This window comes from Geomonas azotofigens (assembly GCF_018919395.1).
Classification (GTDB): domain Bacteria; phylum Desulfobacterota; class Desulfuromonadia; order Geobacterales; family Geobacteraceae; genus Geomonas; species Geomonas azotofigens.
Window position 1 is genome coordinate 300,941 of sequence record NZ_JAHLME010000004.1, and the last position, 12,583, is coordinate 313,523.

The following is a 12,583-nucleotide window of genomic DNA, read 5'->3' on the forward strand; positions in this document are numbered from 1 at the left end:
GCTGTTTGCCTTTTTCGGTTTATGTGTATACTTTAAGCTCCAAATTTATTAACAACATCTAAGGAGGGTGCACATGGGAACGCAGTACGTCTACTTTTTTGGCGCGGGCAAGGCTGACGGCAACGCCAAAATGAAGGAACTTCTGGGGGGCAAGGGGGCCAACCTGGCCGAGATGACCGCCATCGGTCTTCCGGTTCCGGCCGGCTTCACCATCACCACGGAAGTCTGCACCGAGTACTACAAGAACAACCAGCAGTACCCGGCCGCGCTGGCCGCCGAGGTGGAGGCGAACCTGGCCCGCGTCGAGGGGCTCATGGGCAAGAAGTTCGGCGACCCCCAAAACCCCCTTCTGGTCTCGGTCCGCTCCGGCGCCCGCGCCTCCATGCCCGGCATGATGGACACCATCCTGAACCTCGGCCTGAACGACACCACCGTGCAGGGGATCATCGCCCAGTCCGGCGACGAGCGCTTCGCCTACGACGCCTACCGCCGCTTCGTGCAGATGTACTCCGACGTGGTCATGGGGATGCACAAGGACGAGCTGGAGCACCTTTTGGAGCACAAGAAGGAGGCGCGCGGCGTGCACCTCGACACCGATCTGAAGGCGTCGGACTGGAAGGAGCTGGTCGGCGAGTTCAAGGTGAAAATCAAGGAGCGGCTGGGGGTCAGTTTCCCCGAGGACCCGAAAGAGCAGCTCTGGGGCGCCATCGGCGCCGTGTTCGGCTCCTGGATGAACCAGCGCGCCATCACCTATAGAAAACTCAACAATATACCGGCCGAGTGGGGCACCGCGGTCAACGTACAGTCCATGGTGTTCGGCAACATGGGCGACGACTGCGCCACCGGCGTCGCCTTCACCCGCGACCCCTCCACCGGCGAGAACTACTTCTACGGCGAGTACCTGGTCAACGCCCAGGGCGAGGACGTGGTGGCCGGCATCCGTACCCCCCAGCCGATCAACCGCGCCAAGTACAAGCCGGGCGACCTCCCCTCCATGGAGGAGGTGCTCCCCGAGTGCTACCAGCAGCTGGTAGGGATCCGGGACATCCTGGAGCGCCACTACAAGGACATGCAGGACATCGAGTTCACCATCGAGAAGGGGATCCTCTACATGCTGCAGTGCAGAAGCGGCAAGAGGACCGCGAAGGCGGCCCTGAAGATCGCCGTGGACATGGTGGCGGAAGGGTTGATCGACGAGAAGACCGCCGTCCTGCGCGTGGCCCCCTCTCAGCTCGACCAGTTGCTGCACCCCTCGCTCGACCCCAAAGCGCCGAGGACCGTGATCGCCAAGGGGCTCCCCGCCTCCCCGGGCGCCGCTTCCGGCGAGGTGGTGTTCACCGCCGACGAGGCGGAGAGCGCCGCGAAGCTCGGTCACCGGGTGATCCTGGTGCGCGTCGAGACCTCACCTGAGGACATCCACGGCATGCACGCCGCCCAGGGCATCCTCACCGCCCGCGGCGGCATGACCTCGCACGCGGCGGTGGTCGCCCGCGGCATGGGCAAGTGCTGCGTCGCCGGCTGCGGCGACATCAAGGTCGACTACCACGCCGGCCAGTTCGTCGCCAAGGACGGCACCGTCATCAAGAAGGGTGACGTGATCACCCTGGACGGCTCCACCGGCGAGGTGATGAAAGGGGCGGTTCCCATGGTCGCGGCCGGCGTCGGCGGCGACTTCGCCACCGTCATGGCCTGGGTCGACAAGTTCCGCAGGATGAAGGTCAGGGCCAACGCGGACACCCCGCACGACGCCAAGACCGCCCGCGAGTTCGGCGCCGAGGGTATCGGCCTGTGCCGCACCGAGCACATGTTCTTCGAGGCCGACCGCATCGCGGCCGTGCGCGAGATGATCCTTTCCGCCGACCTGGAAGGGAGGAAGAAGGCGCTCGCCAAGATCCTCCCCATGCAGAAGGGTGACTTCAAGGGGCTCTTCCGCGAGATGAAGGGGCTGCCGGTCACCATCCGCCTCCTCGACCCGCCGCTGCACGAGTTCCTCCCCCAGGAGGACAAGGACATCGAGGCGCTTTCCGCCACCATGGGTGTCTCGGTGCAGACCCTGAAGCACAAGGTCGAGTTCCTGCACGAGTTCAACCCGATGCTCGGCCACCGCGGCTGCCGCCTGGGCGTCACCTTCCCCGAGATCTACGACATGCAGGTCCAGGCCATCATGGAGGCCGCCTGCGAGCTGGTGAAGGACGAAGGGTTCCAGATCGTCCCCGAGATCATGATCCCGCTGGTCGCCGTCACCAAGGAACTCGCCATCATGCGCGCCAACGCGGTCGCGGTCTGCGAGGACGTGCAGAAGCGCTACGGCGTCAAGGTCGACTACCTGATCGGCACCATGATCGAGCTGCCGCGCGCGGCCATCACCGCCGACAGCATCGCCACCGAGGCGGACTTCTTCTCCTTCGGTACCAACGACCTGACCCAGACCACCTTCGGCCTCTCCCGCGACGACGCCGGCAAGTTCCTCCCCTTCTACGTGGAGAACGGCATCCTCGAGGACGACCCGTTCGTCACCCTGGACCAAAACGGCGTCGGCGCCCTGGTCCGGATGGGTTGCGAGAAGGGGCGCCAGACCCGCCCCAACATCAAGCTCGGCATCTGCGGCGAGCACGGCGGCGACCCGGCCTCGGTCATCTTCTGCGACTCGGTCGGGCTCGACTACGTCTCCTGCTCGCCGTTCCGGGTGCCCATCGCGCGTCTTGCGGCGGCCCACGCCACGCTCAACGCGCAGGCGGCCGCCCCGGCCAAAGGTCCCGCTGCGGGAAAGGGGAGTGACGTCCTGGAGCAGCCCGTGGCCAGCGCCTAGTCCGGCAGGCGCCACGGCAGGGGCGTCGCAAGGCAGCCGGAGAAGCCTTGACACGCTGAATGTAAACGTGTAATAGCGAATAGCGCGTTCTTAAGACGCCAAGAGGGGCGGCCGGGACCCCGGCCGCCCTGAACAAGACAACGAGCGGTACAGGAGAAAAGTAATGGCAAACGGTGTGGTGAAATGGTTCAACGACGCTAAGGGGTTTGGCTTCATCGAGCAGGAGAACGGTGCGGATGTCTTCGTGCACTTCTCCGCCATCCAGGGGGACGGCTTCAAGTCCCTGGCCGAGGGAGACTCGGTGAGCTTTGACGTGGTCCAGGGCGCCAAGGGGCCCCAGGCCGCCAATGTGGTCAGGAACTAGCTTCCCTGCCGAGCTTTGATCCGGCCCCGAATCCGTTCGGGGCCTTTTTAATTCCGCCCCCCGGGGCGACCGGTGCCAGCGCATGCGTATCAACGAAAAATCGGACTCCCGCAGCATAGCCAAGAAGGAGAAGGGACCGGCGCCCAAGAGCGTCGCCGGAGCCGGCGCACCGCTGTTCGCCGGCCGGCTGACCGCCGTCGCCAAGGCGAGCGCCGAGTACCAGGGCGAACTGCAGCGCCTGAAGGACGAGATCGACAAGGCGGGGGACGTCCTGGAGCAGGAACCGACCATCGCCAACTTCAAGGTGTTCCGGGAACTGATCGGCACCATGGCCCGCAAGGTCTCCGCCGAGGCCTACCGCATCGAGATGCTGAGCGGCGGGGTTACCGGGCGCAGCCACGAGGTGATCGCCGTCGTCGACAAGGAGGCCGACCTCCTCTACCACCTGGTGATGCGGGAGCAGAAGGACCACATCCGCATCGTGGCCCAGATCATCAAGATCAAGGGGCTGGTGGTCGACTTCCTGCTCTAGCACCGGTCCGTTCGATCCCCCGTAGCTACCCGTTTTCCGCCGTACCCCCGCTCCCGCTTTTACCGATAAAGTACTCAAGATCACACCCCGAAAACCGATAAAACAGTAGGGTTGACGGTGGCCGTTTCGCCACCCCTCTCGCATTCCCGTGCAGGTCCCCCACTTCCATCTAGTTTGACAGGAGAGCAACCATGGCATCTTTCGTCAAGGCAGTTTTGGCCGTCGCGGCCGTCCTCGCCACCCTCGTGTCCCCCCCGACTGCCTCCGCAGCGGAAACCCTCAGGATCAACGGCACCGGCAGCGGTTTGGTGGTGATAAAGCCGCTGGCTGAGGCGTTCCAGAAGGAAAACCGCGGCATCGTGATCGAAATGGAGAAGAGCCTCGGGAGTTCCGCCGCCATCAAGGCGGTATCCCACCACGCGCTGGACCTCGCCGTCTCGGGACGCGCGCTCAAGCCGGCCGAGAGCGCCGAAGGGCTCATCCAGCAGGAGTGGGGCAAGACCCCGCTGGCGGTGCTCGCCAACCGCGGGGTGCGCTCGAAGGATGTGACGCTGAAGGAACTGGCGGCGATGTATGCCGGCAGCACCCCCAAGTGGCCCGGCGGCGAACTGGTCCGGGTGGTGCTGCGCCCCAACGAGGACACCGACACCAAGCTGGCCCGCTCCATGTCGCCGGAGATGGACCGTGGCCTCAGCGCTGCCCAGGGTCGCAAGGACATGCTCCTCGGCATCACCGACAACGAGGCCTACGACTTCGTCAAGAAGACCGAAGGGGCGGTGGCGTTGATGGCGCTGACGCTGGCGCTCGCCGAGCCGAACTCGGTGAACGTCCTAAAGCTCGACGGGGTGCAGCCGAGCGTCGCCAGCGTCTCCTCGGGCAAGTACCGCTTCGTCAAGGAGATGCACCTGGTCACCCGGAAAGATGCCCCTGCCGCGGTCGCCAAGTTCGTCAAGTTCCTCAACTCGAAGAAGGGGCGTTCCATCGCCGCTAGACACGGCCTGCACGTCACCGGGGTGAAATGATCAGGCACAGCCAGTCCATACGCCGCAGCACCACCCTGACCGCGGGGATCCTCTCCGCGGTGCTGACCGTGGTGCCGCCTGCGATCTACTTCGTGATGGCCTTCTCGCACATGACCGGGGTCATCGAGACGGAGGGGGAGATCAATGCGCGCGTGGTGGGGACGCTGGTGGTGGCCAACCCGAGGATGTGGGAGTTCGAGGAACTGCGCCTGAATGAGCTCCTGGCGCGGCGCTCCACGGAGACCGCGGAGAAGCGGGTCCTGTACAACCTGAAAGGGCAGGTGATCGCGGAGAGCTCGGACAAGATGCTGCCGCCGCTTCTTTCCAAGACCTTCCCGGTGCACGATGCGGGGCACCAGGTGGCCAACCTGGTGGTGTCGCGCTCGCTGGCCCCGACCCTCATGGTGACCGCGCTGCTCTTCTGCCTGGGGGCTCTTGCCGCCGGCTTCACCTTCTTCCGGCTGCGTACCGTGCCGCTGCGGGCCATCGAGAATGCCTACCGCAGCCTGAAACAAAGCGAGGAGAAGTACCGCTCGGTGTACGAGTCCCTCAACGAGGGGCTGGCCCTGTACCGGACCGTCCCCGGCAGCGGAACCGACATCGACCTGGTCCTGGCGGACATGAACCCGGCCGCCTCCTCCGTCTTCGGCTTCGGACGGGACGACATCGGCAAGAGCATCCTGCAGGTGCAGGGGGGGCTTTTCGCGCCGGTCCGGGAGGCGCTTCAGGGGGCGCCGGCCGAGGTGAGCCTGGAGCTGACACAGGAAGGGGCGGGTCGGGTCTTTGTCGTGAACGCCTTCCCGATGGGGGATGGCATGGTGGCGACCCTTTTGGAGGACGTCACCGAGAAGAAGCGGAGCGCGGAACAGCTCGAGCATCTCGCCTACTACGACAGCCTCACCGGGCTCTTGAACCGGCGCATGCTGCTGGACCGGATGGAGCACACCATCGGCATCGCGCAGCGCGAGGGGCTCAAGATGGCAACCCTCTTCTTCGACTTGAACGGCTTCAAGCCGATCAACGACACCATGGGGCACGAGGCGGGAGACCAGATCCTGATCGAGGTCGGGCGGCGCCTGAAGAGCTCGGTGCGCAAGAAGGACACCCTGGCGCGGCTGGGGGGGGACGAGTTCGTGGTGGTGGCGACCCTCGACACGGAGGACAACGCGAGCTGCATCGCGCAGAACCTGCTCAGGAAACTCTCCCCGGTGTACGAGGTTGGCGGGCGGGAGGTCTACGTTGGCGCCAGCATCGGCATCTCGGTCTACCCCGACGACGGCACCACCCCGGAGACCCTGCTCAAAAATGCCGACATCGCCATGTACAACGCCAAGAAACCGGGCGTCGAATTCTGCTTCTACAGCGCCCAGATGAACCAGAAGCTGCAGGAACGGACGCGGCTTGAGTTCGAGCTCTGGATGGCGCTGGAACGGGAGGAGTTCTTCCTGGAGTACCAGCCCATCATGGATGCCCGTACCGGCAGGATCGCCGCGGTGGAGGCGCTGGTGCGCTGGATGAGCCCGGAAAAGGGGCGGGTGATGCCCGATTCCTTCATCCCGCTCGCCGAGGCCACCGGGATCATCATCCCGCTGGGGGAGTGGGTGCTGAAGACCGCCTGTACCAAGCTCAGGCAATGGCTCGATGCGGGGTGCCTGCCGCTCAGGATGTCGGTGAACATCTCGGGGTGTCAATTCATGCGCAGCGAGCTGTGCCGGCTGGTCGAGGAGGCGGCAGAGCAAACAGGCGTGGACCTGGCCCTCCTGGAACTGGAACTCACCGAGACCTGCCTGGTCAAGGACGTGGAGGAGACGGCCGCCAAGCTCTGGCACCTGAAGGGGCTCAACGTCTCCATCGGCATCGACGATTTCGGCACCGGCTATTCCTCGCTGCAATACTTGAAGAACTTCCCCATCGATCACCTGAAGATCGACCGCGCCTTCATCAGGAACGTCTGCGAGCTACCGGACGAGCGCGCCATCGTGGACGCCATCATCGGCATCGCCAAGGCGATGGAACTGCACGTGATCGCCGAGGGGGTTGAGACCCTGGACCAGGCAGAGTACCTGGCGCACCGGGGCTGCGACGAACTGCAGGGGTACTACTACCACCGCCCGCTCTCCGAGGAGCGGCTGCTCGAGGTGCTGCGGCAGGAGCGGGAACGTTTCGAGCAGGGATCGGGGGCGGGTGATGCCGTCATCGTCGGGGCGGTGCCGACGCAGCCGGTGTGAGCCGGCGGAGGGGAAAACGAAAAAAGGGGGCTCGCAAGAGTCCCCTTTTTTTTTCTGGTTAAGGCTGATCTCACGCCACCCCCTCTCCCGGGAGAGGGGAGGTGGGAGGTGTGTGGTGGGATCTTCCTTTACTTGCAGCCGCACCCTTTGGAGTTGTCTCCGCTCAGGGGAAGCTTCTTGCCGCACTTCTGGCACCGCCAGAAGAGGCCACCTCAACCGGGCATGAGGATCATGAGCCCCTGGCAATCGGGGCAGCTTTTCTCGTTGCTCATATGCAAACCTCCTTTGTTGGCTAAAGCCTCTCTAGCGGACCGAAACGGCGATGCTCCCCACCCCGGCGATCTCGGCCACGACGCGGTCGCCGCTCTTGATCGGGCCGACCCCCGCGGGCGTGCCGGTCAGCACCAGGTCCCCCGGCTCCAGCGTGAAGATGGAGGAGAGGTAGCTCAACAGCTCGGGGATGCGGTGGATCATGAGATCCGTACCGCCATCCTGGCGCTTCTCGCCGTTCACGGTGAGCGTGATGCGCAACTGGTGCGGGTCGGCCACCTGCGCTGCCGGGACGAACGGGGAGAGGGGGCAGGCGGTGTCGAACCCCTTGGCGATGTCCCAGGGAAGCCCCTTCTTCTTGAGCTCCGCCTGCACGTCCCTGAGGGTCAGGTCGATGGCGACGGCGTAACCCGCCAGGTAGGAGAGGGCGTCGGCGGCGGGAATGTCGCGTCCCTTCCTGCCGATCAAAAGCGCCAGCTCGGCCTCGTGGTGGCAGTCGCTGGAATAGGCGGGGATCACGATCTCTTCCCCCGCGCCGATGACGCTGGTGGCGGGCTTGGTGAAGATCACCGGGCGTTCCGGGGTCTCGTTGCCGAGCTCCTTGATGTGGTCCGCGTAGTTGCGCCCGATGCAGAGGATCTTGCCGATCCGTACCGGCTCCGCGCTTCCGATCAGTTGTGCCGTCTTCATGGTTCTCCTCTTCAGGCCGCCCTGACCTCGCTGGCAAGCCGGCATCCCTGCCAGCTGCCGCGCCTTCTCAGCTCGTTGATCACGGCGTACCACATCTGGTTGTTTTTCAGGTTCCAATTGGGGGCGACCCGGATGGAAAGCGGCGCCGACCCGTACAGCCTTTGCACCGCGACCCGCGCCGGGAGCTCCTCCAGGAAGTCGCAGGCGGTCGCCACGTACTCGTCGATGCCGATCGGCTGCCAGCTCCCGTCCCGGTACATCTCGGCGAGCCTCGTGTTCTCCACCGCGTGCAGCTGGTGCAGCTTGACGGAGTTGACCGGCAGCGACGCGATCAGGCGCGCGGTCTTCAAAAAGCCGCTCCTGGTCTCCCCGGGGAAGCCGTAGATCAGGTGGGTGCAGATCTCCAGGCCGCGGCCGGAAAGCCGCTCCACCGCGTCCAGGTACTCGGCCAGGGTGTGCCCGCGGTTGATCCGGGAGAGGATGGCGTCATCCATCGACTGCAGCCCGAGCTCCACGCAGACGTAGTGCTCGCGCGCCAGGTCGGTCAGAAGCTCGATGGCGCCGGGGGAGAGCGAGTCGGGGCGGGTCCCCACCGAGATGCCGAGCACGTCGGGGTGGGCCAGGGCGCGCCGGTACAGCTCCGCGAGCTTCTCCACCGGCCCGTAGGTGTTGGTGTACTTCTGGAAATAGACGATGAACTTGTCGCTGCCGAGGCGTTCGCGGTGGTAGGCCATCCCCGCGGCCATCTGCTCCTCGACCGGGATCAGGGCCTGGGTCTCCTTGGGGGAGAAGGAACTGTTGTCGCAGTAGATGCACCCGCCGGTGCCGCGGCTGCCGTCGCGGTTGGGGCAGGTGAAGCCGCCGTCGACGTTCACCTTGCTGACGCGGCAGCCGAAGCGGCGCCTGAGGTAGGAGCCGTAGGAGTTGATGCGCAGTTCGCTATGGATCGGTTCGCCGACGGTCATCTAGTCGTTGTGCTCCTCGAGCGGGGGGAGCAGGGCCAGGAGCTTCTTGGCGGCCTCGCGCGGCTCCGGCGCGGAGAGTATGGCGGAGATGAGGGCGATGCCGCGCACATCGCCGGCGACGGCCTCGGCACAGTTGTCCAGGTTCACCCCCCCCAGGGCGAACACCGGGATCTGCAGCATCTGCGCCACCTTGTTCAGTTTCTCGATCCCCACCGGCTCGCCGTACTCGGCCTTGCTGGGGGTGTAGTAGACCGGGCCGAAGGTGATGAAATCGGCGCCCATCTCCTGGGCGGTGATGGCCTGGGTCTGGTTGTGGCAGGATACCCCGATCAGCTTGCGCTCGCCCAGAAGCCGCCGCACCTTGTACAGCGGCAGGCTGGAGCTCCCGATGTGGACGCCGTCGGCGTCGACCGCCAGCGCCACGTCCACCCGGTCGTTCACGAAGAGCTTGGCGCCGTAGCGCGAGGTGAGGCGGCGCAGCTCCTGGGCCGTCTCGTAGAGTTCCTTGGTGCTGGTCCCCTTGTCCCTCAGCTGCACGGCGCGCACGCCCCCCCTCAAGGCCTCCTCGACCACGAACTCCAGGTTGCGCCCGAGGGTCTCGCCGCGCCCGGTGATCAGGTAGAGGTTGAAGTCTATCCAGGGGGAGTCGAGTCCTCTCACGCGATCAGCCCCGCCAGCGGGGAGGATGCGGTGGCGTAGAGCTTCCTCGGGATGCGGCCGGCGCGGTAGGCGAGCCTGCCTGCCCTGACCGCGAGGTTCATCGCCTCGGCCATGGCGACCGGGTCCTGGGCACCGGCGATGGCGGTGTTCATGAGTACGCCGTCGCAGCCAAGCTCCATGGCGATGGCCGCGTCCGATGCGGTGCCGACGCCGGCATCCACGATCACCGGGACCTTGACGGTCTCCAGGATGATCTGGATGTTGTACGGGTTGCGGATGCCGAGGCCCGAGCCGATGGGGGCCCCCAGCGGCATCACCGCGGCGCACCCCATGTCCTCCAGCTTCTTGCAGATGATGGGGTCGTCGCTCGTGTAGGGGAGCACGGTGAATCCCTCGGCGATCAGCACCTTGGCCGCCTTCAGGAGCTCCTCGTTGTTGGGGAAGAGCGTTTTCTCGTCACCGAGCACCTCGAGCTTGACGAAGTCGGAGAGCCCCGCCTCGCGGGCGAGCCGGCAGGTGCGGATGGCGTCCTCGGCGGTGTAGCAGCCGGCGGTGTTGGGGAGCAGGGTGTATTTCTTCAGGTCGATGTGGTCTAGGAGGGATTCCTTGCTCCGGTCCGAGATGTTCACCCTTCTCACCGCCACGGTGATGATCTGGGCGCCGGAGACCTCGATGGCGCGCACCATCTGCTGGAAGTCGGCGTACTTGCCGGTCCCCACCATGAGGCGGGAGTCGAATTCGCGTCCTGCGATGACGAGCTTGTCACTTGTTAAAGGCATCACTGTTCTCCAATCGGTAGCGTCTTGTCAGATGGTCGGCTCGGTCCGGCGGCAGCGGGACCGGAAGGTGAGCGGGAGACGAGCGGACGGCCCGCGGCGGGAGATCTCTAGCCGCGGACGGCGCCCCCTCCCACGAAATGGACGATCTCCAGGGCGTCCCCCTCCTTGAGCCGGGTGGTCTCGTACTGCGCCTTGGGGAGGATGTCCAGGTTCAGCTCGACCGCGACGCGGCGCGGGTCGATGCCGAGGGAGACCAGGTACTGCTGAACCGTGAGGGGATCGATCGATACGGCTTCGCCGTTGGTGGTGATGTTCACTGCGGCTCCGGTACTGCGTGACGTTGAGGCTGGCCGGGCCGGACCGCGGTAAGAGCCGGGCCTGACCCGACCGTAAACTAACAATACGGCCCCTCGCTGTCAATCGTTTTCTTCCGCGCAGTTAAGCTCCGTGCGGGGTCCCGGGAGGGGGAGGGGGGAGGGGAGGGGGGAGGGGAAATGCCGGGTTTGTATACGGCTTCAGGCGCTTGCCGGTCCGGCCGGGTGTTGCCCCGTCGCCGGGGTCGGCGGGGAGGACGCGGCGGCTTCCGCCTCCGGCATGGGAAGCAGGATGGTGAAGGTGGTCCCGGCCCCCTCCTGGCTTTGCACCTCGATATGTCCGCCGTGCTCCTGGATGATGCCGTAGGATACCGACAGCCCGAGGCCGGTCCCCTTGTTGGACTTGGTGGTGAAGAAGGGGTCGAAAATCCGGTCCAGGTTGGCCTCCGGGATGCCGCAGCCGTTGTCGCTGATCTTGATGAAGGCCTGCCCCTGCACCGGGTCGATACCGGTCACCACCATGACCATCCCCTCGCCGCGCAGGGCGTGCCCGGCGTTGACCAGCATATTCACCAGGACCTGCTCAATCTGGTTCGGGTCGATCAGAAGCGACGGGATGCGCCCCGAGTAGTTGCGGGCGATGGTGACGTCCTGGAAGAGGATCTGGTGCCGGACCAGTTCGAGCGCGGCGTCCGAGATCTCGTTGAGCGAGCAGGGGGTCTTCTGGGGCGGTGCGCAGCGGGCGAACTCCAGGAGCCCCTTGACGATGCCGGCACAGCGCTTGGTTTCCCTGAGCACGGTCTCGATGTCGTTTTTGAGGACCGGGTCGAGCTTCGGGTTGCTCTGGATCAGGGAGGCGAACACGAGGATCCCGGTCAGGGGGTTGTTGATCTCGTGGGCGATGCCCGCCACCAGCTCCCCCAGCGAGGCGAGCTTTTCCGAGCGGATCAGCTGCGCCTGCATGCGCGTGATCTCCTGGGTCCTTTGCTGCACCATCAGCTCAAGGTCGCGTCCCCACCCCTCCAGTTCCTCCCTCGCCTTCTTTAGGTTCACGGTCATGGCGTTGAACGAGTCGGCCAGCTCGCCCAACTCGTCGTGGGCGAAGCTGTGCACCAGGCCGTCCAGTTCCCCCCGCGCCAGCATCTGGGTGTGCTCCAGGAGCTCCCGCACCGGACGGTTCACCAGCTTCTGGGTGAAATAGGTGAGGCTCAGCGAGGTGAGGGTGATCAGGAGCAGGGTCAGGAGCAGCATGCGACCGCGGTAGGCGTCCAGGAGGGAGTGCATCCGGTCCAGCGGGACCACCACGTCCAGCACGCCGAGCACCTTGAATTTTTCCGGGTGAAAGTGGCAGCTCGCCGTGTAGCAGCTCTCCTCGTTGTAGATGGCATTGGTGATGCCGAGGAACTCGGCGCCGGATTTGCCGTAGAAGCGGCGGCTGCGGTTCTTGGAGGGGGCGGTCAGGAGCAGTTCGGGGCCGCCGTGGCAGACGGCGCAGACCTCGGAGCGCTTGCCGAGCACGGTCCCGGTCTCGGCGTCGTCGGTGGAGAAGATGATGCGGCCGGTCTTGTTGATCAGGCGGATCCGCTCCACCCCCTGCTGGTTGCCGATCTCCTCGATGGTTTTGTAGAACAGGGGACGGTCGTCCCGCAGCATCTGGTTGTGGGTGGTGCGGATGATGGTCTCGGTGATGCGGTCGGCCTCGGAGATCGCCTCCTGCAGCAGGAGCCCCTTGAGGCTTCTCAGGTTCAGGTAGGCGAACAGGGCCATGGTGCACAAAAGCACGAGCCCCGTGGCAAGGGCAAGCTTGGAAATCAGGTTGAGGCGCACAGTCGCTCTCCGCCGATTCGCCGGCGCCGATGCCCCGGCGCCAGACCATCAAGATCGCATCGCTGCGAACGTCTTGTTGCTTGACATTTCTAGAACATAATTCTATATTTTTCGTGTATGACA

At 65.2% G+C, this 12,583-nt stretch carries 11 protein-coding genes; 5 read left to right on the plus strand and 6 right to left on the minus strand.

Annotation, left to right across the window (positions count from 1 at the left end; translation table 11 throughout):
* Window positions 1-73: 73 nt before the first annotated feature.
* From ppdK to KOL99_RS15525, 5 genes are all read left to right on the plus strand, one after another.
* Window positions 74-2,809 (plus strand): pyruvate, phosphate dikinase, encoded by a 2,736-nt coding sequence (gene ppdK / locus KOL99_RS15505; RefSeq protein WP_216511374.1) that lies wholly within the window; start codon window positions 74-76, stop codon window positions 2,807-2,809.
* Window positions 2,810-2,972: 163 nt separating this feature from the next.
* Entirely contained in the window at window positions 2,973-3,173 is a 201-nt protein-coding gene (locus KOL99_RS15510; protein ID WP_216511375.1) for a cold-shock protein, read from the plus strand.
* A gap of 82 nt (window positions 3,174-3,255) precedes the next feature.
* Window positions 3,256-3,705: a YaaR family protein gene (locus tag KOL99_RS15515; protein ID WP_216511376.1), complete on the plus strand. Its 450-nt coding sequence runs from the start codon at window positions 3,256-3,258 to the stop codon at window positions 3,703-3,705.
* Window positions 3,706-3,896: 191 nt separating this feature from the next.
* A complete protein-coding gene (locus KOL99_RS15520; RefSeq protein WP_216511377.1) occupies window positions 3,897-4,727 on the plus strand; it encodes a PstS family phosphate ABC transporter substrate-binding protein in 831 nt (276 codons plus the stop codon).
* Window positions 4,724-6,955, plus strand: coding sequence for a putative bifunctional diguanylate cyclase/phosphodiesterase (locus tag KOL99_RS15525; protein ID WP_216511378.1), 2,232 nt, complete (start codon window positions 4,724-4,726; stop codon window positions 6,953-6,955). Before KOL99_RS15520 ends, KOL99_RS15525 begins: the two co-directional genes overlap by 4 nt.
* Window positions 6,956-7,258: 303 nt before the next feature.
* Here KOL99_RS15525 and KOL99_RS15530 read toward each other — a convergent pair whose 3' ends face one another.
* From KOL99_RS15530 to KOL99_RS15555, 6 genes are all read right to left on the minus strand, one after another.
* Window positions 7,259-7,915: a fumarylacetoacetate hydrolase family protein gene (locus KOL99_RS15530; protein ID WP_216511379.1), complete on the minus strand. Its 657-nt coding sequence runs from the start codon at window positions 7,913-7,915 to the stop codon at window positions 7,259-7,261.
* A gap of 11 nt (window positions 7,916-7,926) precedes the next feature.
* Window positions 7,927-8,880 (minus strand): TIGR01212 family radical SAM protein, encoded by a 954-nt coding sequence (locus KOL99_RS15535; protein WP_216511380.1) that lies wholly within the window; start codon window positions 8,878-8,880, stop codon window positions 7,927-7,929.
* On the minus strand, window positions 8,881-9,540 hold the full coding sequence (gene thiE / locus KOL99_RS15540; protein ID WP_216511381.1) for a thiamine phosphate synthase: 660 nt from the start codon (window positions 9,538-9,540) through the stop codon (window positions 8,881-8,883). It abuts the gene before it with no gap.
* Window positions 9,537-10,319 (minus strand): thiazole synthase, encoded by a 783-nt coding sequence (locus KOL99_RS15545; protein ID WP_216511382.1) that lies wholly within the window; start codon window positions 10,317-10,319, stop codon window positions 9,537-9,539. Before KOL99_RS15545 ends, thiE begins: the two co-directional genes overlap by 4 nt.
* Before the next feature lie 107 nt (window positions 10,320-10,426).
* Window positions 10,427-10,636 (minus strand): sulfur carrier protein ThiS, encoded by a 210-nt coding sequence (gene thiS, locus KOL99_RS15550; protein WP_216511383.1) that lies wholly within the window; start codon window positions 10,634-10,636, stop codon window positions 10,427-10,429.
* A gap of 198 nt (window positions 10,637-10,834) precedes the next feature.
* Window positions 10,835-12,460 carry a sensor histidine kinase gene (locus KOL99_RS15555; protein ID WP_216511384.1) on the minus strand — a complete coding sequence of 542 codons (1,626 nt, stop codon included), beginning with the start codon at window positions 12,458-12,460 and terminating at the stop codon, window positions 10,835-10,837.
* Window positions 12,461-12,583: the final 123 nt, after the last annotated feature.

What these genes read in the sequence shown, in the direction of transcription:
- KOL99_RS15525 (WP_216511378.1), top strand. Translation starts at nt 4,724, where the DNA reads ATGATCAGGCACAGCCAGTCCATACGCCGCAGCACCACCCTGACCGCG.
- KOL99_RS15530 (WP_216511379.1), bottom strand. Translation starts at nt 7,915, where the DNA reads ATGAAGACGGCACAACTGATCGGAAGCGCGGAGCCGGTACGGATCGGC.
- KOL99_RS15515 (WP_216511376.1), top strand. Translation starts at nt 3,256, where the DNA reads ATGCGTATCAACGAAAAATCGGACTCCCGCAGCATAGCCAAGAAGGAG.
- KOL99_RS15510 (WP_216511375.1), top strand. Translation starts at nt 2,973, where the DNA reads ATGGCAAACGGTGTGGTGAAATGGTTCAACGACGCTAAGGGGTTTGGC.
- KOL99_RS15535 (WP_216511380.1), bottom strand. Translation starts at nt 8,880, where the DNA reads ATGACCGTCGGCGAACCGATCCATAGCGAACTGCGCATCAACTCCTAC.
- KOL99_RS15520 (WP_216511377.1), top strand. Translation starts at nt 3,897, where the DNA reads ATGGCATCTTTCGTCAAGGCAGTTTTGGCCGTCGCGGCCGTCCTCGCC.
- KOL99_RS15545 (WP_216511382.1), bottom strand. Translation starts at nt 10,319, where the DNA reads ATGCCTTTAACAAGTGACAAGCTCGTCATCGCAGGACGCGAATTCGAC.
- ppdK (WP_216511374.1), top strand. Translation starts at nt 74, where the DNA reads ATGGGAACGCAGTACGTCTACTTTTTTGGCGCGGGCAAGGCTGACGGC.